Here is an 18,721-nt window from a genome sequence, read left to right as displayed (position 1 = left end):
ACACCAAAGACGCCCGAAGCGGACCGCATCGGCCGCCCGGTTCAGCGGCTGCTTCTTGTGAGCTACAGATTCCGCGCGGCGGCGTCGCGGGCAATTTGCGGTGGTACCAGGCGGCGGGCGAGCTCAACCTGCGGGCGAATCGGTCTGGCGCAGCGTCAGCGTCGATCGTCGGGACGTCCTTCGGACTGCTTGGTGCCGCGGCGCGGAGTGAAAAGGTCGCGCATACTGGCCATGCGATTGACAGCATTGTTCAGCCATGTTCGTTCGAGCTGAAATCCAGGAGTGCCCCATGTCCCCGCCGCTCAACCGCATAGCCAGCGACCAAACCCTGCCGGCGCAGGTAGACGTCGTCGTCATCGGCGGTGGCGTGATCGGCGTGTCCGCGGCCTATCATCTCGCCAAGAAGGGCCATTCGGTCGCCCTCGTCGAGAAAGGCCATGTCGGCGGCGAACAGTCGAGCCGCAATTGGGGCTGGTGCCGCCAGCAGGGCCGCGCGCGCGAGGAGATTCCACTCGCCCGCGAGGCGCTGCTTCTGTGGGAGGACATGCAGAACGATGCCGGCGTCGATGCCGGTTTCCGTCGCACCGGCGTGTTGTTCCTGACCAAGAGCAAGGACGAGCTCGCAAGTTGGGAGCGCTGGGCCGCGGTCGCACGCGAGATGCAGGTCCACTCCACCGTGCTGACGCCGGCCGAGGTCGCCGAGCGCATGCCGGGCAATACCGACCAATGGGTCGGCGGACTGCACACGCGGAGCGACGGCCGCGCCGAACCGTCGATGGCTGTGCCCGCGCTCGCCGCTGCCGCGCGAAAACATGGCGTCACCATTCATCAGGGCTGCGCCGCGCGCGGGCTGGAGACGCAAGGCGGCCGCGTCAGCGCTGTCGTCACCGAGAAGGGCACCATTCGCACGCAATCCGTACTGCTGGCGGGTGGCGCATGGTCGTCGCTGTTCTGCCGCCGTCACGGCATCGAGCTGCCGATCGGCCTCGTCAACGCCACCGCGTGCCGGACCACGCCGGGACCGGAGATCACCTCCGGCGCGCTCGGCACCGATTTCTACTGCATCCGCCGCCGCCTCGACGGCGGCTTTACGCTGGCGCTGCGCAATCGTGGCACGGTCGAATTGTCGCCTGATCTGTTTCGATATGCGCGCACCTTCTGGCCGACCTATCAGCACCGCAAGAACGGCCTGAAACTGTCGTTCGGCAAGTCCTTCTTCGACCAGATCATGCGCGGCACCAGCTGGAGCTTTGACAGGCCGTCGCCATTCGAGACCGAACGCGTGCGCGATCCCGAGCCCGACATGTCGCTGGTCAATGCCGCACTGGCGTCGCTGATCAAGTCCAACCCGGAACTAAAGGGCATCGCAATCGCGGAGGCCTGGGGCGGCACCATCGATTGCACGCCCGACACGATTCCGGTGATCTCGCCAGTCGATGCGCTGCCGGGCTTCTTCCTCGCGACCGGCTTCTCCGGCCATGGCTTTGGCATCGGCCCCGCGGCCGGCAAGCTCGCCGCCGACATCGTGACCGGCGCGACGCCGCTGGTCGATCCCGCCGCCTACAGCCACAAGCGCATGATCGACGGCCGGCGCCTCGCGCCGGTCAGCCCGTTCTGAGGGCGCCATGACGGTTCTCTACAAGGCCAACATGGTCCGCGGCGCCGAGTGGGCGCGCTTGTTCGCGGAGCGTGCGCCCGAATTGCCGTTCAGGCTCTGGCCAGACATCGGGGATCCCGCCGATGTCCGCTATCTCGTGGCATGGGTGCCGCCCGACGATATCGCGACGACGTTTCCGAATCTCGAACTGGTGTTCTCGGTCGGCGCGGGCGTCGATCAGTTCGATACCACGAAGGTTCCGACGCACATTCCGCTGGTCCGCATGCTGGAGCCCGGCATTGCCGAGATCATGGTCGAATATGTCACCATGGCCGTGCTGGCCCTGCATCGTGACCTCCTCGATTTCATCAATCAGCAGAAGGAGCAGGTCTGGCGCGAGATCCGGATCACGCCCGCCAGGCGCCGGCGCGTCGGCGTGATGGGGCTGGGCCAACTTGGCCAGGCCGTGCTCGAACGCCTCGGGGCGTTCGGCTTTCCGCTCTCGGGGTGGAATCGCTCGCCGCGCGAGATCGAAGGCGTCACCTCCTACACGGGCGCGGAAGCGCTGCCCGAATTCCTTGCGCAGGCTGACATTCTCGTCTGCCTGTTGCCTCTCACCGACGAGACGCGCGGCATCCTGAACGCGGACCTGTTCGCGCGTTTGCCGCGCGGGGCGGGGCTCGTCAACGTGGGCCGCGGCCCGCATCTCATTGAGGCTGATTTCCTTGCGGCGCTCGACAGCGGCGCGCTGTCGGGTGCGGTGCTCGACGTCTCCGATCCCGAGCCGCTGCCGGCGGGCCATCCGTTCTGGAGCCACCCGCGTATTTTGCTGACGCCGCATAATGCCAGCATGACGACGCCCGACACCGCCGTCGATTTCGTGCTCGACGTCATCGACCGTCACCGCCGCGGCGAGGACCTGCCGGGTCTCGTCGATCGCAGCCGCGGTTACTGAGGGCGAGACGGCGGAGCACCTCCATGCAGGCGGCGAGCCCGTTGCAAGGCATGTGACATAGCAGCCGGCGCCTCAAGCTGCATGAAGTTCGAGCAGGACGGTGGTCGCCTCGCGCGCCCGTCGTGCGATGTCGGCGGCGCTCGGCCGATCCATGGTCTGGAGCATGAGGCCCATCATCAGGTCTCCCCATAGCAGGCCCAGGAATGTACCGGTCATCGCTTCCGGCTCGCCGGTCAGCAGGCGCGCCGAGACGGCACTTGCCATGATGGTCCGCAATGCTTCGCGAATGGGCTTGCGCGCCGCCGATTCCAGGGTTTGCCCAACCTTGGGCGCGTTGACGGTTTCGGCTATCGCCAGCCGGAATACCGCGACGACCACCGGGTCGGTCGTTTCCGTCAAGAGCTTCGTTCCAAAAGCGGTCAGCACATCGGCGAGCGTCTTGCCGTCGCGCAGCGCAGGCAGATCGAGCGGCACCTGGAGCCGACCGGCGCGCTCGGAAATGCATGCGACCAGCATCGCCTCCTTGTTGCCGAACAGGGTGTAGAGGTCTCGCTTCGAAACGCGGGCGCGGGTCGCAATCTCGAGCGTACTGGTCTGCGCGTAACCGTCCTCCACGAAGGCCGAAAGGGCCGCGCGAAGGATTCGCTTTCGGATCTCGGTCGCTTCCGCCTCATTATCCAACGGCTTGCTCTTCGCGCTCATCGACACATTTTTCCACTTGACTTGGTACCATATGGTACCATATTCGGTCCGCAAGGTACCGGACAGTACCAAGGTGACCCGCAACGGTAAAGGATCATTGTGATGACGAAGACAGTTCTCGTGACCTCGGCAGCCGGCGGAACGCAGGGACGGACAGGCAGACACGTTGCGGAGATGCTGCTCGAACGTGGCGTCGGCGTGCGTGCCTTTGTGCGCCAGCTCGACGAACGATCCGATCGCCTGCAGTCGCTCGGCGCCGAAATCCACGTCGGCGATTTCCTCGATCCGAGATCCGTCGATGCGGCCGTGCAGGGCGTAGCGTCGATCTACTTTGCCTATCCTGTCCAGGACGGACTGGCGGATGCGACCGCGGCAATGGCGCTCGCAGCGCGCAGGCACGGCGTCTCCCGCCTCGTCAACCTCGTCATGTATCAGTCCTCGCTTGATGCGCCGACTCCGCGGATGCGGCAGAACTATCTGTCCGAACAGGTGTTCGAGTGGGCCGGCGTCGGCCCCGCCCATATCCGCGCCACGGTCTTCTATGAAAACGTCGCGCGTCTCGTCGCGGCGAACCTGCCTGCGAAGGGAGCCATCCGGTTTCCGCTCGGCAATCAGAATACGCTCCTCCCGCTGATCGCGGCCGAGGATGTCTCGCGGATTGCCGTCGGCCTGCTGACGGCGCCTGCGGTGGCGGCCGGAGCCGCCTATCCCGTGATCGGAAGCGTGATCTCCGTCCGCGATGTCGTCGAGACGTTCGCGCGCGTTCTCGACAGGGACACTCACTACGAGGAGATCACCGACGAGCAGTGGAAAAGCGAGGCTCTGGGGCGAGGCTGGAACGCGCATGCGGTCGAGCATCTCTCCTCGCTCTGGCGCTCGCTGCGGGCTGCCAGCGCCACGGCGGAGGCGGCACGCTTCAGTGCGACGGACACTATCGAGAAGATTGGCGGCGCCAAGCCGAAGACGTTCGAGCAATTCGTTCGCGAGCGAGGTGCCGAACTGGTGCCGTCGCCGTCGGCCGCGGGCGCAACGGCCTGACCGGAGGGCAGAGCTCATGAACAGACGTCAGCTGCTGACGGAGCAACGGCGGCGCTCGCAGTGCGGGCGATGCCCGGAATTCTCTCGTCGAACGCATTCGCCGCAACTTCGATCCGCGGATGGAGCGACAGGGAACAGCGGTATGTGAACCGCTTCATACTCCCTCACTCTCTTTCTGAACTACCACTCTCGCAAGAAATTGCCGCACCCGGACCTGATTGACGAACGCGGGTGAGATGCAATGCCTGCGCAGCCGTGTGCTCGCAGCTTTGGATTGGCTCCTCGTCTTGCTCACGAGCAAGCCAGCCCGTCACTCAGCACAGACTCTCAGAAATTGGAATCAAGGGCATCGAGAAACGCGTCCTGGCAGCTTCCATTCGGGGTCGGCCGGTAAGCTGCTAATTGCTCAGAAGGAGCCCCCAATGAAGATAAGCAGCGCATTTTCCCTCACAAGGCACGTCGGCAGTCTTCGGATCGCCCGTTCCAGTCTGATCAAGTCGGCCCATATCCTTGAAAGAATTGGGCTGGCAGCCGTTGGAGCCTCTTGCGGCCTCTATGTAGGTGCGACCCTGTTGCGTCAGAAAGGCGGACTGTTTGAAAGCGGCTGGATCGTGCTGATAACGATGCTCTACGGAGCTCTCAGTTATTATGTCGGAATTGACTTGTCCGGCAATGTCGCACGGAAGCCGACATCGAGCATCTCGGAAGAATGGAACGGTTCCGAGCCGGCCGAGATCATGAGTGCAGCCGGAACGTTCGGCGCGGCGATCGCCGCAACTCTGTCCGTCAGCATCCTTGTCCTTGATCAAAATCTATCTAACGGCCTGATAGGCTTCGTTGCCGGCTGTTGGGTGGTTGGTTCTTCCCTTCAGGTTGCGGCGGGTACGATGGCTCGCAACTACGAAGCGCCGATCAATGAGCAATGAAGGGCGAGCGCTCACGGAAAACGTGTGCTTGACATCGTACGTGAGCACAAGTGTTGGTTCGGCTTCAGATCTGGAATGCGCCGTGACGACTCATCGCAACCTCTGCTGTCCAACGCTGCGCGCCAGCGATGTTTGGTAGCGCAGCCGTTCGCATCGAGCAGTGTCCCGATCGGAACCATACCGGTACTGAGTAACCTAAGTTCTCGCACGACAAACAAGACGTGCCATCATGGTCGCGTTGGGATATCGTCCCCGCGCGGCCGTGGTCCAAAATTCTGCTAACTGCCAGCCACAAGATCGGTGGAGCCATGCAGATTGCGGAGTGGCTCGAGAAGCTGGGGCTTGGGCAATACGCGGAGCGTTTTGCCCAGAATGGGATCGACGTGGGTGTCCTCCCCGAACTGATGGAGGAGGACTTTGACAAGCTCGGAGTCCTGCTCGGTCATCGCCGCAAGATGCTGCGTGCCATTGCCGAACTCGATCCAGCCGCGTTGATCGCCTCGCCGGCTCCTCTTCACGACGCCGAGCGCCGCCACCTCACCGTTATGTTTTGCGATCTGGTTGGATCGACTGCGCTCTCGGCGCGTCTCGATCCCGAGGATCTGTGGGAAGTGATCCGGGCCTACCGCGCCGCATGCGCGCGAGTCATTGCCGCTTATGACGGCAGGATAGCCAGGTTCGTCGGTGACGGAATCCTCGTCTACTTCGGTTATCCGCGCGCCCACGAAGATGATGCGGAGCGCGCAGTGCGGGCGGGCCTCGACATCATCGCTGCGATTCGCCAGCTCAAGACAGGCGCCGGCGAACGGGTTGGACTTCGGATCGCAATTGCGACCGGACTAGTGGTGGTCGGCGACCTCATCAGCGGAGATGCATCAGAGGAACACGCAACCATCGGCGATACGCCAAATCTCGCTGCCCGGCTGCAGAGCCTGGCTGAGCCGGGGGCGGTCGTTGTTGCTTCATCGACGCGCCGGCTGCTTGGCGATCTCTTCACCTTCCGCAATCTCGGCCGCCGCGAGGTCAAGGGGATAAGCGACCCCATCGCAGTCTGGGCGGTGGACGGAGCGACCGCATCGGAGAGCCGCTTCGAGGCGGTCCGCGCCGCGCGCTCGATCGGCTTTGTCGGCCGCAAGGACGAGATCGAATTCATTCTCTCGCGCCAGCGCGAGGCATGGCGGGGCTTGGGCCAGATCGTATTGATTTCCGGCGAAGCGGGCATCGGCAAGTCGCGCATTGTGGCAACACTGTCTGAAAGCCCCTCGCTGGGGACGCACCGTCGGGTGCGATACCAGTGTTCGCCTTACCATACCAACAGCGCACTTCATCCCTTTGTCGCGCAACTCGAGCGCGCAGCTGGAATTCGCTCGCACGACACGCCGGAACAAAAGCTCGACAAGCTCGAGGCCATGCTGGCGCTGGGAACCCAGCAGGTTGCCCGAGCCACCCCGCTGATTGCGGGCCTGCTTTCGATTCCGTCCGGCGACCATTGCCCGCCCCTCGGCTTGAGCCCGGCGCAGCAGCGGCGACAGACATTTGCCGCGCTTCTCGATCAGCTCGAGGGATTGGCGCGCGATCAGCCTCTGCTGATCATCTGCGAGGATCTGCATTGGGCCGATGCCACGACACTCGAACTGTTCGATCTCGCGGTCGATCGGATCAGGGCCCTGCCGATACTCGTGCTCATGACATCCCGGCCGGAGTTCGAGCCCTCCTGGTCGGGCCTTGCCAACGTCGGTCTGTTGCGCCTCGACCGGCTCGATCGGCAGGACACGCGCGCGCTGGTGGAACAGGTGGTCGTCGGTCGCCAGCTGCCACGCGAGATGATGAAGCAGATCATCGACAAGACCGATGGCATCCCGCTGTTCGTCGAGGAGTTGACCAAGATGGTGCTGGAGTCCGGCCTGCTTGTCGAAGATGCCGGGCACTACCGCCTGAATAGTCCGCTGCCGCCGCTTGCCATTCCCGCGACGCTGCAGGATTCGCTGATGGCGCGGCTCGACCGGCTCGCTCCGGTCAAGGAGGTGGCGCAGATAGGCGCCGCCATCGGCCGCGACTTCTCGTATGCGCTGCTGAAATACGTGGCGGGACGCGATGATCTGACCCTGAGCGCTGCGCTGGCACAACTTGAAGAGGCCGAACTGTTGTTGCGTCGTGGGGCGCCGCCCGAAGCAAATTATAGTTTCAAGCACGCCCTCGTTCAGGAAGCGGCCTACGAAAGCCTGCTCAAGAGCAAACGGCAGGTGCTTCACACGCGAATTGGCGATGTCCTGCGCGAGAAGTTTCCAGTCCTCGCCGAGACCGAGCCGGAAGTCCTTGCGCACCACTTCACTGAAGCGGGGCTGAGCGAGGTCGCCCTCGAATGGTGGCGCAAGGCGGGGCAGCAGGCGCTGAAACGCTCGGCCTATTCCGAGGCGATCGCGCATCTCGGCAAGGCCATTGCGATCGCCGATCAGTTGCCTGACGAGCCCCGCCGGATGATGAGCAGGCTGCATCTTCAAATCGCATATGGCCGTGCACTCAGGGGCAGCCTCGGGCACAGCGCTCCGGAAACGGTCGCGGCATGGACGCGCGCGCGCCTGTTCGCAGGCGACATCGATGATCCCGTTGAACTTGCGCCGGTGCATTCGGGGCTCTTCAATGCTTGCCTGACGCACGGCGAACTCGCTCCGATGCGGGAGCTGGCGGACGCCATCAGGAGCGCCGCTGACCGGCGACCGGAATCGCCGGTGGCCGCCGTCGTTGCCCATTGGACGGGCGGCGTCACCTGCTGGTTCGCGGGCGATTACTTGAATGCGAGAACGCATCTCGAGCAGGCGCTGGCGATCTATGATGCCGAGCCGGATCCCGCGACCTTCAGGGCTTCGGCGCTGGATCTGCCGTTCGTGATCATGAGATTTCTTGCCCTGGTGCTCTGGCCGCTCGGCAGCACCGCTCGCGCGCGCAAGCTCGCCGCGGAAGCGGTGGGTGCTCCGGGAGAAAAACGGGCGCTGTCCCAGGCCAATGCGCTGGTTCATCGCGCAGTGTTCGACGGGGTATGCGGGGGCATGTTGCAGCAAACGGAGACGATCCTGGCGCTCGGTCTCGCGCGCGACCATACGATGCCGCTGTACGTGGCTGCCGGCACCTACCTGAATGGCCTCGCCAAGTGGCGTGCCGGCGACCAAAGGGCCGGACTGGCGGACATGCGTCACGGCTGGACCTTGCTGCACGAGAACGATTGCTACCTCTGCGAACCGTTTTGGGGAATGCATGTCGCCGTGGCGAATGCAGAGGTGGGCCAAGTCGAGACCGGGCTGGACATCTTGAGCGAATTGATCGCCTGGACGGGACAATCCGGCCAGCATTGGCTTGATGCCGAGCTGCATCGTGTCCGCGGTAAACTCTTGTCGCGCCATGATCCTTCGGACGAATCGAGTGCCGAAGACGCCTTCAGGCGAGCGCTGGAAATCGCGGGACACCAGCAGGCCAGGACTTTCGAGCTCCGCAGCGCGCTTGAACTTGCACGGCTGCACAAGTCAAATGACCGAGCGGGTGCGATATCCGAGCTGCTCGCTCCCGTGCTCGCTGAATTCGTGGCGGAGCAAAACCTTCCGGAGTTCGTTGAAGCCAAAGAGCTGCTCACGCAATCGCATGAGGCACGTGACGCTTCCCCTGGCCGGACGTTTGGGGGCAGCGGATGACGGTCACGAATTGACGTGCACGAAATCCCGCAGCAGCGGGTAGATCTCGTTGTTCCAGCGCCTGCCTGAGAACACGCCGTAATGGCCGACGCCGGCCTGCATGTGGTGGACGCGCCGATAGGCGCGTACCCCGGTGCAGAGGTCTTGTGCCGCCAGCGTCTGGCCGATCGAGCAGATGTCGTCCTTCTCGCCCTCCACCGTCATCAGGCCCATGCGACTGACGGCCCTGGTGTTCACGGGACGGCCGCGATGCATCAATCTGCCTTGCGGCAGGAGGTGCTCCTGGAACACGTCGCGCACGGTCTCGATGTAGAACTCGGCCGGAAGGTCCATCACCGCGAAATATTCGTCGTAGAAGGTCTTGATGGTCGCGGCCTTGTCCTTCTCGCCCTTGGCGATGTGGTGGGCGAGGTCCATGTGCTGCTTGATGTGGCGCTCGAGATTCATCGAGACGAAGGCGGTGAGCTGCACGAAGCCGGGATAGACCTTGCGCAGCGCGCCGCGGCACTGCACCGGCACGTAGTTGATCAGGTTCTGCTCGAACCATTCGATCGGCTTGCTCTTGGCGAAGTCGTTGACCCTGGTCGGCTGGATCCGCGTGTCGATCGGCCCCGCCATCAGCGTCAGCGTCGCCGGGCGCGAGGGATGGTTGTCCTCGCACATGATCGCGGCCGCCGCGAGCGCGGAGACCGATGGCTGGCAGATCGCGACCATGTGCGGGCGCGGGCCGAGCTGCCCCAGGAAATCGATCAGATGCTCGGTGTAGTCGTCGAGCCCGAAGCGGCCCTCGCTGCGCGGAATGTCACGCGGATTGTGCCAGTCGGTGATGTAGACGTCGTGGTCCTGCAGCAGCGTCTGCACCGTGCCGCGCAAGAGCGTCGCGAAATGGCCGGACATCGGCGCCACCAGCAGCATGCGCGGCTGCTCCGACACACCGTCTTTCCTGAAGTGCAGCAGAGAGCCGAACGGCGTCGCGTAGGCGATCTCCTCGGTGACGGCGACTTCCCGATTTCCGACCATGACGCTGTCGATGCCGTAGGCGGGACGGTGATAGGTGAGGGTGGAGCGCGAGATCAGCTCCAGCGCCGCCGACAGCCGGCCGACGATCTGATCCGACAGGCCCTGCGGTACCAGATTGAGGAATTTGAGCGCGGACGAAGCGCCCGCGCGCCACGGCGCAGTCAGGTCCATGTGGTTCTGAAAGGCCTGATAATACATCGACATCATACTGATACGCCCACCCCTTCCGTGCGGCTATGCAATAACGACGCCAATCGGCGGCCGGCCCGGCCGCCAAAATTGGCACGTCGCTTGCTGTTCACGTCACAGCAAGCAGAGCGCACGGCCGCGTCCGCGGCCCGGCGGGCGGGATCAGGGAAGGGCCATATGGCAAAGGCGACACTGACCATCAGCAGCAAGAACTATTCGTCCTGGTCGCTGCGCGGCTGGCTGCTGGCGAAATTCTCCGGGCTCGATTTCGAGGAAATCGTCACCGCGCCGGACGATGCCTCGGCGCGCGCCGAAATCCTTTTGCTGTCGTCCTCGATCCTGGTGCCGTGCCTGCGGCATGAGGGCGCTGTGGTCTGGGATACGCTGGCGATCGGCGAATATCTCAATGAGGTGATGCCGTCAGCCGGCCTGCTGCCTGATGATCGCGTGCAGCGCGCCCATTGCCGCTCGATCTCGGGCGAAATCCATTCCGGCTTCACCACGTTGCGTGCCTCGCTGCCGGTGAATCTGAAGGGACGTTTCCCCGGCTTCAAGATCTGGTCGCGCGCGCAGGCCGACATCGACCGCGTCTGGTCGATCTGGCGCGACTGCCTGGCGACATCCGGCGGCCCGTTCCTGTTCGGCGCGCAGCGCACCATGGCGGATGCGATGTACGCGCCGGTGGTGACGCGCTTCGTCACCTATGACGTCAAGCTGGAGCCGCTGCTGAAGGCCTATGCCGACACCATCATGGCGATGCCCGAGATGGCCGAATGGATCGCGGCAGCAAAGGAGGAGCCGGCCGAGATCGAGGAGCTCGAGGTCGAATATTAAGCAGCCATGGCGCGGCTTTGCCTGTTTCGGGGGCGGGACCGGTCGCGGCTGCCTGCGAGAGCTATGCCCTTGTCGGGATTAACCTTTGGCGCCTGTGCGAGGTCGATGTCGCTCGCCGCGCCGCACAGATATTGTGCGCGCCCGCACAGCTGCACCCGAGATCTAGCCGTGAACAGCTGCGTACACGGCCTTTCCGCTGATTCGGACGTGATTCGTTCGGGCCGCGTTCCGTTGGTTAAGGCGGAGCGCGGCGCCGTTGCATTTTGGAACAGATGTCGGCTTCAGGCGGCCCCGCGCTGCCTCGCGCGCGGCAGGCGCCAGCCGATCACAGTGGCTTCGACCGCGATGCCGGCCTCGTGGTTCTGCCAGCGTCCCTCGACATAGCGGCAGGCGAACGGCAATTGGTATGTTCCGCTGTGGTCCTCGCACAGCACTTCGAGCGCCAGGCCCGGCGGTGGTTCTCCGGCGCCATCGAATTCTGCCAGTCGTCTATCGCGCGTTGCCATTCCAAAAATCTCCCCTAAACAAAGCCGCGGACAGAGCGCCCACTTCTTCCGCGTGCGGTTCACTGCTCCCCGTCCCGGGGGAACAGGCGCAAGCTCAACGCGAGAATGCGGTACCAGTGTGGTAGCCTTGGGTAGCTCTGCGCAAACAGTGCACATTGACGTGATCGATCGGGCGAGGAACTTTTCATGCTGCTTCGAAACGCCGGCATTTGTTTCGCGATATTGCTGCTCGCAACGCTGGCGAATGCGCCTGTGCACGCGCAGGACGTGCCGGGGATCGAGATCTGCACGGTCGAGAAGACCATGGAGCGGCGCACCAGCTGCCTGCAGAGCAATGTCGACTTCCTGCAGAAGACGATCACCAAGCTCAACCTCGATCACCAGCAGAAGCTGGATGCGGCGGGTCGCCAGATCGACGCGTTGAAGACGAGCCTTGCCGGCTTGCAGAAGACGCTTCTCGATCTCCAGGCCGTGCAAGCGAAGACGGCCGAGGATCTGAAGAAGAAGCAGGACGCGCCGCCGGCAAAGGACGCTGCGAAATAAGCCCGCCGGTCACCTCACGCGATATCGCTCCATCACGCCACGATCGGGCTCGTAGCCGAGCCCGGGTCCCGAGGGCACCGCGACATGGCCGGTGGCATCGCTATCCGCGCGGCCGCCCCACAGGCACGCTTCGCGCTTCAGGTAGAACATCTCGACGAGCCCGTCGTCGCGCGTCGCCAGGAGATGCAGTGTCGCGAGCAGGCCCGGACCGAAATACGGGGAGTGCGGCACGATCTTGACGCCGAGCTGATCGGCCAGCGCTGCGACCTTCACAAATTCCGTGATGCCGCCGACCTTGGTTACCGACGGCTGGGCGTGGCTCACCGCGCCCGCCTGCATCATCTGGCGAAATTGATATTCGGTGCAGGCATTCTCGCCGGCGGCGATGTCGAGCCCGCCTTTGCTGCGGACCTCGGCGAGCCCTGCAAAATCCTCCGGCGGCCACACCGGCTCCTCCAGAAACATCGGCCGCGCGTCCCGGCACGTCGTCGCGAACGCGATCGCCTGCTCGGCCGTGAGCGGGCAATTCATGTCGACCATCAGCGGAATGTCGGGGCCGATCGCCTCCCGCGCGGCGAATACCGCAGGCTGCGTGGTCTCGTGCAGCTTGATCGCGCCATAGCCGAGCTCGAGCGCCTTCCTGCATTCGGCCGCAATGTTCTCGGGCGAGCCGATCCGCAACAGGCTTGCGTAGGCTGGAATGGCTGTGCGCCGGGTCTCGCCGAGCAGGCGATGCACCGGCACGCCCTCGATCTTGGCAGCAAGGTCCCACAGCGCGATGTCGAGGCCGGAGATCGCGAACATGGTGATGCCGTAGCGGCCGAACAGATGCAAATTGCGCTGGATCTGCTCCATGACGGCGGGAATGCCGGCCGCATCGGGCACCTTCAGCCCGCGGGCCTGCGGCGCGATCATCTCCTCGACGGCACTGCGCGTGGTGCGCGGGCAGACATAGGCGAAGGCGTCGCCCCAGCCGGTCAGCCCGGCATCGGTCAAGACCTCGACCAGCACCATGTCGAGGGCCGTGATCGCGGACGCGCCCTGGCGGAAGCTCGCAACGCCGGCGTCGTAGGGGATGCGAATATGGTGCGCCCGCACATCGGTGATTTCCATGGCGCGGTTCCTCCCATGCTTTCTGAAGAGCGGTTTGATGCAGTGTAGTCACGGCCGCGAGGACGTTGCCAGTGCCCATTCCGGGACTATTCTCATAGGGGACAGCAACGCCGATCAAGCGAAGCGGGCGTGACCGGCGCACCATCGCGGCGCTTCGAACGAGGGCCCAGATCGCCATGAACCCCGCCCAGCGCGCGCTCTGGTATATCGAGAGCCATCTGGCCGAGCCGATGACGCTCGACGAGATCGCGGACATATCGGGCGTGTCGCGGTTCCACATCGTGCGCGCGTTTGCCGCGGCCACTGGCTTGCCGGTGATGCGCTACGTGCGGGCCCGGCGGCTGACGGAAGCTGCGCGCAGTCTTGCAAACGGTGCGCCCGACATCCTGTCGCTGGCGCTGGAGGCGGATTACGGCTCGCACGAAGCATTCACCCGCGCGTTCCGCGACCAGTTCGGCACCACGCCCGAAGCGGTGAGGGCGGCAACGTGCGTCAGCCACCTCAAGCTTCAGGAGCCGATCCTCATGGACTCCACCATGCTCGACCATCTTGCCCCGCCGCGGTTCGAGACCGCAAAGGCCTTCCTCATCGCCGGTCCCGGCGAGCGCATTGCCTGCGACAACGGTGCCATGATCCCCGGCCTGTGGCAGCGCTTCCATCAGGACGTCGCCGACATTCCTGCACGGGTCGGGAACGTCGCCTATGGTGTTTGCTGCAACGGCGATGATGCCGGCAATTTCGACTACATCGCCGGCGTCGAGGTCGCCGATTTCTCCGACCTGCCGCGCCGCTTCGGTCGCATCCGCATCCCCGAGCAGCGCTATGCCGTCTTCACCCACACCGATCACGTCGCCTCGATCCGCCGCACCGTCAACACGATCTGGAATCAGTGGCTGCCGGCCTCCGGCCTGAAGGCTGCGGACGCGCCGAACTTCGAGCGCTATGACGAAAAGTTCGATCCGGCGACCGAAAACGGCGGCTTCGAGATCTGGGTGCCGGTGAAGGAGTAGCGCAACGCTGGCATACCGTCCGCCTTGCTTGGCAAGCCCCGGCGACTTTGTCATAACCGCAGGCAAATCTTGCCTGCGGGGCCCGTGCCGGACATCCCGTGCAAGTCATAACAAGCAGCCGGGAGGGTCCCACAATGCCTGACGTCCGCGTTCTCGCCACCGACCTTGAATTTCCCGAAGGGCCGGTCGTGATGCCGGACGGCTCGGTGGTGCTGGTGGAAATCCGCGGCCAGCGCCTGACCCGCGTTTACCCCGACGGCCGCAAGGAGATCGTCGCGAAAATCCCGGGCGGCCCGAACGGCGCCGCGCTCGGCCCCGACGGCAAGATCTACGTCTGCAACAATGGCGGCTTCTCCTGGATCCCGACCCGCAACATGATCATGCCGGGTCCGCAGCCCCACGATTATCTCGGCGGCTCGATCCAGCGCGTCGACCTGCAATCCGGCAAGGTCGAGACCGTCGTAACCAAGTGCGGGGCGCACGATCTGCGCGGGCCGAACGATCTCGTCTTCGACAAGCAGGGCGGCCTCTGGTTCTCCGATCTCGGCAAGCGCCGCGCCCGCGAGATGGACGTCGGCGGCATGTACTATCTCAAGCCCGGCATGACCGAGCTGGTCGAGATCGTGCACGGCGTGCTGCCGGCCAACGGCATCGGGCTGTCGCCGGACGAGAGCACCGTCTACATCGCGGAGACACCGACCGGCCGGCTCTGGGCTTACGAGCTCTCCGCGCCCGGCACGCTCAAGCCGCGCGATCCGATCTATCGCGGCGAGCGCGGCAAGCCGATCTGCGGCCTCGGCGGCTACCAGATGTTCGACTCGCTCGCGGTCGAGGCCGGCGGCAATGTCTGCGTCGCCACCCTCGTTTCCGGCTGCATCTCGGTGATCGCGCCCGACGGTACCCTGGTCGAGCAGGTCCCGACCGGCGACCGCGTCACCACCAACATCGCCTTCGGCGGCCCCGAGCTGAAGACGGCCTACATCACACTATCGGGCAAGGGCGAGCTGGTCGCCATGGACTGGCCGCGCGGTGGATTGCCGTTGAACTTTTTGAACAAGTGAGCCAAGCCGTCATTGTGCGGGAGGCGAGGCAACTCCCAGACCCTCACCCTGAGGAGCGCGCCCTTCGCGCGCGTCTCGAACGGCGAGGCCGCCAGCCGGGCCTTCATCCTTCGAGACGCGTGAAGACGCGCTCCTCAGGATGAGGATATGGCAGTCTGGATTGCTTCGCTTCGCTCGCAATGACAACGGAGAGAGACTTCAATGCCCTGGCCTGATCCCATCACCCTGCGTGGACAGCACGCTCGTCTCGAGCCGCTGTCGCATGATCATCGCGCGGGGCTGGTCGAGGCCGTCAAGGACGGCGAGCTGTCAAAGCTCTGGTACACGGCGATCCCGCTGCCGGAGAACATGGGCAAGGAGATCGACCGCCGCTTGGGCCTGCAGGCCGCGGGCTCGATGCTGCCGTTCACCGTGTTCGACGCCGGCGGCAACATCGTCGGCATGACGACCTACATGAACATCGATGCCGCCAACCGCCGCGTCGAGATCGGCTCGACCTGGTACGGTAAGAGCGCGCAGCGCGGCCCGCTCAACACGCAGTGCAAGCTCCTGCTGCTGCGGCACGCCTTCGAGACGCTAAACTGCATCGCGGTCGAATTCCGCACGCACTTCTTCAACCACCAGAGCCGCCGCGCCATCGAACGCCTGGGCGCCAAGCAGGACGGCATTTTGCGCAGCCACCAGATCGCGCCGAACGGCAGCTTGCGCGACACCGTGGTCTACAGCATCACCGCCGCCGAGTGGCCGACGGTGAAGACGCATCTCGAATATCAACTCAACGACAAGCCGCGCTAGAGGCGGCCGAGGCACCATGGATAGATTTGATTATGTGATCGTCGGCGCGGGCTCCGCCGGTTGCGTGCTCACCAGCCGGCTCAGCGAAGACCCCAACACCAGCGTCTGCGTGCTCGAGGCTGGCCCTTCCGACTGGCATCCCTACATCCATCTGCCGGCAGGGTTCATCAAGACCTTCCACATGAAGAGCATCAACTGGGCCTACCAGCAGGAGCCGGGGCCCTGGACCGGCGGGCGCAGCATCTACGCACCGCGCGGCAAGACGCTCGGCGGCTCGTCCTCGATCAACGGCCACATCTACAATCGCGGCCAGCGCATGGACTTCGACACCTGGGCGCAGATGGGCAATCGCGGCTGGGGCTATGCCGACGTGCTGCCGTACTTCCGCCGGCTGGAGAAACGCGTGGGCGAGGGCGAGGACACCTATCGCGGGCGCGAGGGCAGTCTCACCGTCACCACGATGGAGTGGCGCGATCCGCTTTGCGAAGCCTTCATGGAAGGCGCGGTCTCGCTCGGCATTCCCCGCAACCCCGATTACAACGGCAAGACCCAGGAAGGCGTCTCCTACTGCCAGCGCACCATCAACAACGGCTTGCGCGTCTCCGGCGCGACCGCGTTCCTCAAGCCCGCGATGAAGCGACCCAATGTGCATGTGCACACCCACGCGCATGCGACCGAGATCATCTTCGAGGGCAAGCGCGCCGTCGGCGTGCGCTACATGAAGGGCGGCCGCGGCGGCCATCCCGTCGAAGTGCGCGCCAACAAGGAAGTGATCCTCTCCGGCGGCACCTATAATTCGCCGCAGCTGTTGCAGCTCTCCGGCATCGGCTCGCCGGATCTGCTGCAGCAGCACGGCATCGCCGTGCGTCACGCGCTGCCGGTCGGCGAGGGCCTGCAGGACCATTACGCCCCGCGCACGGTGGCCCGGGTCAAGGACATCAAGACCATCAACGAGCTTCGCCGCGGCTTCTCGCTGTGGATCGAGGCGCTGAAATGGGCCACCGCGCGCCGCGGTCTGCTCTCGCTGTCGCCGACCATGGTCTATTGCTTCTGGCACTCCGGCGAGAGCGCCGAGAGCTCCGACCTGCAGCTCACCTTCACGCCGGCGAGCTACAAGGAAGGCGTGCAGGGCCAGCTCGAGGACGAGCCCGGCATGACGGTAGCGTCCTGGCAGCAGCGCCCCGAGAGCCGCGGCTATGTCCGCATCCGCTCTTCTGATCCGTTCGCGCCGCCGATCATCCAGACCAACTACCTCGACGCCGAGCTCGACCGCCGCGTCATCGTCGGCGGCATGAAGCTCGCGCGCCGCTTGCTGAAATCTGCACCGCTGTCGCCCTATTACGCCTACGAGGATTTCCCCGGCCCCAACGTCAATACCGACGACGAATTCTTGCAGGCCGCCACCGAGCGCGGCACCACCACCTTCCACCCCGGCTGCACCTGCCGCATGGGCCCGGCGGACAGCACCTGGGCAGTGGTCGACGACCACCTCCGCGTCCACGGCCTCGAAGGTCTGCGCGTGATCGACGCCTCCGTGATGCCGCGCATGATCTCGGCAAACCTCAACGCCTCCACCATGATGATCGCCGACCGCGCCTCGGATCTCATCCGCGGCAAGCAGCCGATGGAAGCCGCAAGGATTCCGGACACGGCGGTGGCGTGAGGGCTTCGCCTCTCCCCGCTTGCGGGGAGAGGCCGGATCGCATCGAAGATGCGACCCGGGTGAGGGGGGACTCTCCGCGAGTCAGATTTTACTTGTTCATGGGACCAGCCAATGATCTTCGCCGCGATCGTCGAGCAACTGGAAGCCGAGTGGAATGCGGATGGCTTCTTCGATCGCGTCCGCAATGGCAATTACGATGCCGTTCGAGGACAAGCGGTGCTTGCGGTTTTGCGCGCGATCGAGATCGGCGATGAAGATCTGGTACCAAAGCGTTTGGTGTCCTTGCTCTGGTATTTGCCTTCCTTCCTGTCTTGGCAGACCGAGCGGATAGCCGAGAAAGGCGGAGATCATGCCGCCTACGAGCGGTTTGTGACCGAGGTCGAAAGTGCTTTGGAGGACGTCCTCGGTGTACCGTGAGACGATCTGGGTAGGGGTGGGGTTAGCTAGCAGGCGGCGCAAAGCGCAGTATCGTAGGGTGGGCAAAGCGGAGCGTGCCCACGCTTCTGTTGCAGTATTGTAGAGGTGGTGGGCACGGCGCAAATGCGCCTTTGCCCACCCTACGAAGCTTGCTGTTTCGCTTCCCGTCAATCCCTCTCCGCAAAAATATTCCACTTTACCGAAATTCGGAATTGCGGCATAGATCGACACAGCCCGGCCCGACGAAGAGGGGCGGTTCGCGAGTCGTTCGAAACGCGGGCCGGGTTGCGGTGGACGCGGCAGCGTCGGCACGAGATGGGGCGGGCAGGGCAGGTAGTCCCTGTGAGCCTGACACCCGCGTGCGGACGAGCGGCGCTGTTCAGTTCGTCTCGCCATGTTCTTCCGGCAACGTCGACAAGGCCGGGAGATAATGTGGTGACCAGCGAACGCGCGTACGGCAAAACCGTGTGGTCCTGGCCGTCGTTGCCACGGTCAAGCCGGATCGAAGATGCGCGCGAGCCCAACCGGGTGGACGGCATCGTCAATTCGAACGGCGAGGGAGGCCAGAAGGAAAGTTCGGCTCCCGGGAGAGCACGGCATAAGCCGTCCGACCATCGCGCAGGGAAGGCCGAGTGATCGGCACCACCTGTATGCTGCTGTGCGGTTCTT

General features: G+C 64.5%; 16 protein-coding genes. 12 read left to right on the top strand and 4 right to left on the bottom strand.

The window, feature by feature from the left end; translation table 11 throughout:
- The first annotated feature begins 289 nt into the window (after positions 1-289).
- Positions 290-1,618, top strand: a complete 1,329-nt coding sequence (locus IVA79_RS19095) for an FAD-binding oxidoreductase (RefSeq protein ID WP_247555445.1) — start codon at positions 290-292, stop codon at positions 1,616-1,618.
- 7 nt (positions 1,619-1,625) lie between these two features.
- The gene (locus IVA79_RS19090) at positions 1,626-2,552 is read left to right on the top strand and encodes a glyoxylate/hydroxypyruvate reductase A (RefSeq protein WP_247555444.1); all 927 of its coding nucleotides are present in this window, start codon (positions 1,626-1,628) and stop codon (positions 2,550-2,552) included.
- 72 nt (positions 2,553-2,624) lie between these two features.
- On the opposite strand, the gene IVA79_RS19085 is transcribed toward IVA79_RS19090, so the two are convergent.
- The gene (locus tag IVA79_RS19085) at positions 2,625-3,254 is read right to left on the bottom strand and encodes a TetR/AcrR family transcriptional regulator (protein WP_247555442.1); all 630 of its coding nucleotides are present in this window, start codon (positions 3,252-3,254) and stop codon (positions 2,625-2,627) included.
- A gap of 102 nt (positions 3,255-3,356) precedes the next feature.
- On the opposite strand from IVA79_RS19085, the gene IVA79_RS19080 reads away from it, so the two are divergent.
- The 3 genes from IVA79_RS19080 (at position 3,357) to IVA79_RS19070 (ending at position 8,901) form a co-directional block, all read left to right on the top strand.
- The gene (locus IVA79_RS19080; protein ID WP_247555440.1) at positions 3,357-4,292 is read left to right on the top strand and encodes an NAD(P)H-binding protein; all 936 of its coding nucleotides are present in this window, start codon (positions 3,357-3,359) and stop codon (positions 4,290-4,292) included.
- 422 nt (positions 4,293-4,714) lie between these two features.
- Entirely contained in the window at positions 4,715-5,218 is a 504-nt protein-coding gene (locus IVA79_RS19075; RefSeq protein ID WP_247555438.1) for a hypothetical protein, read from the top strand.
- 308 nt (positions 5,219-5,526) lie between these two features.
- Entirely contained in the window at positions 5,527-8,901 is a 3,375-nt protein-coding gene (locus tag IVA79_RS19070; RefSeq protein ID WP_247555437.1) for an adenylate/guanylate cyclase domain-containing protein, read from the top strand.
- A 3-nt stretch (positions 8,902-8,904) separates the two neighbouring features.
- On the opposite strand, the gene phaZ is transcribed toward IVA79_RS19070, so the two are convergent.
- Positions 8,905-10,128 carry a polyhydroxyalkanoate depolymerase gene (phaZ, locus tag IVA79_RS19065; RefSeq protein ID WP_247555435.1) on the bottom strand — a complete coding sequence of 408 codons (1,224 nt, stop codon included), beginning with the start codon at positions 10,126-10,128 and terminating at the stop codon, positions 8,905-8,907.
- A 159-nt stretch (positions 10,129-10,287) separates the two neighbouring features.
- On the opposite strand from phaZ, the gene IVA79_RS19060 reads away from it, so the two are divergent.
- A complete protein-coding gene (locus tag IVA79_RS19060; protein ID WP_247555433.1) occupies positions 10,288-10,944 on the top strand; it encodes a glutathione S-transferase family protein in 657 nt (218 codons plus the stop codon).
- A 281-nt stretch (positions 10,945-11,225) separates the two neighbouring features.
- Here the strand turns inward: IVA79_RS19060 and IVA79_RS19055 are convergent, their stop codons facing one another.
- Complete coding sequence (locus IVA79_RS19055) at positions 11,226-11,450, bottom strand: hypothetical protein (RefSeq protein WP_247555431.1); 225 nt, start codon at positions 11,448-11,450, stop codon at positions 11,226-11,228.
- A gap of 186 nt (positions 11,451-11,636) precedes the next feature.
- Between IVA79_RS19055 and IVA79_RS19050 the strand changes: the two genes are divergently transcribed.
- Entirely contained in the window at positions 11,637-11,993 is a 357-nt protein-coding gene (locus IVA79_RS19050) for a hypothetical protein (protein WP_247555429.1), read from the top strand.
- Positions 11,994-12,002: 9 nt separating this feature from the next.
- Here the strand turns inward: IVA79_RS19050 and IVA79_RS19045 are convergent, their stop codons facing one another.
- A complete protein-coding gene (locus IVA79_RS19045) occupies positions 12,003-13,106 on the bottom strand; it encodes a mandelate racemase/muconate lactonizing enzyme family protein (protein ID WP_247555426.1) in 1,104 nt (367 codons plus the stop codon).
- Between the two features lie 176 nt (positions 13,107-13,282).
- On the opposite strand from IVA79_RS19045, the gene IVA79_RS19040 reads away from it, so the two are divergent.
- The 5 genes from IVA79_RS19040 (at position 13,283) to IVA79_RS19020 (ending at position 18,052) form a co-directional block, all read left to right on the top strand.
- A complete protein-coding gene (locus tag IVA79_RS19040; RefSeq protein WP_247555423.1) occupies positions 13,283-14,116 on the top strand; it encodes an AraC family transcriptional regulator in 834 nt (277 codons plus the stop codon).
- A 134-nt stretch (positions 14,117-14,250) separates the two neighbouring features.
- On the top strand, positions 14,251-15,177 hold the full coding sequence (locus IVA79_RS19035) for an SMP-30/gluconolactonase/LRE family protein (RefSeq protein ID WP_247555420.1): 927 nt from the start codon (positions 14,251-14,253) through the stop codon (positions 15,175-15,177).
- Between the two features lie 201 nt (positions 15,178-15,378).
- On the top strand, positions 15,379-15,972 hold the full coding sequence (locus IVA79_RS19030) for a GNAT family protein (RefSeq protein WP_247555419.1): 594 nt from the start codon (positions 15,379-15,381) through the stop codon (positions 15,970-15,972).
- 16 nt (positions 15,973-15,988) lie between these two features.
- Positions 15,989-17,635 carry a GMC family oxidoreductase N-terminal domain-containing protein gene (locus IVA79_RS19025; protein ID WP_247555417.1) on the top strand — a complete coding sequence of 549 codons (1,647 nt, stop codon included), beginning with the start codon at positions 15,989-15,991 and terminating at the stop codon, positions 17,633-17,635.
- Between the two features lie 111 nt (positions 17,636-17,746).
- Positions 17,747-18,052, top strand: coding sequence for a hypothetical protein (locus IVA79_RS19020; RefSeq protein WP_247555415.1), 306 nt, complete (start codon positions 17,747-17,749; stop codon positions 18,050-18,052).
- Positions 18,053-18,721 lie beyond the last annotated feature (669 nt).

This window comes from Bradyrhizobium sp. 138, assembly GCF_023074075.1.
Lineage (GTDB): Bacteria > Pseudomonadota > Alphaproteobacteria > Rhizobiales > Xanthobacteraceae > Bradyrhizobium.
This window is presented reverse-complemented; position numbering and strand designations above follow the sequence as displayed.

Bases quoted from the DNA above. Each gene is read 5' to 3' on its own strand.
- phaZ (WP_247555435.1), bottom strand. From the start codon at position 10,128: ATGATGTCGATGTATTATCAGGCCTTTCAGAACCACATGGACCTGACT.
- IVA79_RS19020 (WP_247555415.1), top strand. From the start codon at position 17,747: ATGATCTTCGCCGCGATCGTCGAGCAACTGGAAGCCGAGTGGAATGCG.
- IVA79_RS19085 (WP_247555442.1), bottom strand. From the start codon at position 3,254: ATGAGCGCGAAGAGCAAGCCGTTGGATAATGAGGCGGAAGCGACCGAG.
- IVA79_RS19095 (WP_247555445.1), top strand. From the start codon at position 290: ATGTCCCCGCCGCTCAACCGCATAGCCAGCGACCAAACCCTGCCGGCG.
- IVA79_RS19025 (WP_247555417.1), top strand. From the start codon at position 15,989: ATGGATAGATTTGATTATGTGATCGTCGGCGCGGGCTCCGCCGGTTGC.
- IVA79_RS19035 (WP_247555420.1), top strand. From the start codon at position 14,251: ATGCCTGACGTCCGCGTTCTCGCCACCGACCTTGAATTTCCCGAAGGG.
- IVA79_RS19030 (WP_247555419.1), top strand. From the start codon at position 15,379: ATGCCCTGGCCTGATCCCATCACCCTGCGTGGACAGCACGCTCGTCTC.
- IVA79_RS19045 (WP_247555426.1), bottom strand. From the start codon at position 13,106: ATGGAAATCACCGATGTGCGGGCGCACCATATTCGCATCCCCTACGAC.
- IVA79_RS19075 (WP_247555438.1), top strand. From the start codon at position 4,715: ATGAAGATAAGCAGCGCATTTTCCCTCACAAGGCACGTCGGCAGTCTT.
- IVA79_RS19050 (WP_247555429.1), top strand. From the start codon at position 11,637: ATGCTGCTTCGAAACGCCGGCATTTGTTTCGCGATATTGCTGCTCGCA.
- IVA79_RS19080 (WP_247555440.1), top strand. From the start codon at position 3,357: ATGACGAAGACAGTTCTCGTGACCTCGGCAGCCGGCGGAACGCAGGGA.
- IVA79_RS19055 (WP_247555431.1), bottom strand. From the start codon at position 11,450: ATGGCAACGCGCGATAGACGACTGGCAGAATTCGATGGCGCCGGAGAA.
- IVA79_RS19040 (WP_247555423.1), top strand. From the start codon at position 13,283: ATGAACCCCGCCCAGCGCGCGCTCTGGTATATCGAGAGCCATCTGGCC.
- IVA79_RS19070 (WP_247555437.1), top strand. From the start codon at position 5,527: ATGCAGATTGCGGAGTGGCTCGAGAAGCTGGGGCTTGGGCAATACGCG.
- IVA79_RS19060 (WP_247555433.1), top strand. From the start codon at position 10,288: ATGGCAAAGGCGACACTGACCATCAGCAGCAAGAACTATTCGTCCTGG.
- IVA79_RS19090 (WP_247555444.1), top strand. From the start codon at position 1,626: ATGACGGTTCTCTACAAGGCCAACATGGTCCGCGGCGCCGAGTGGGCG.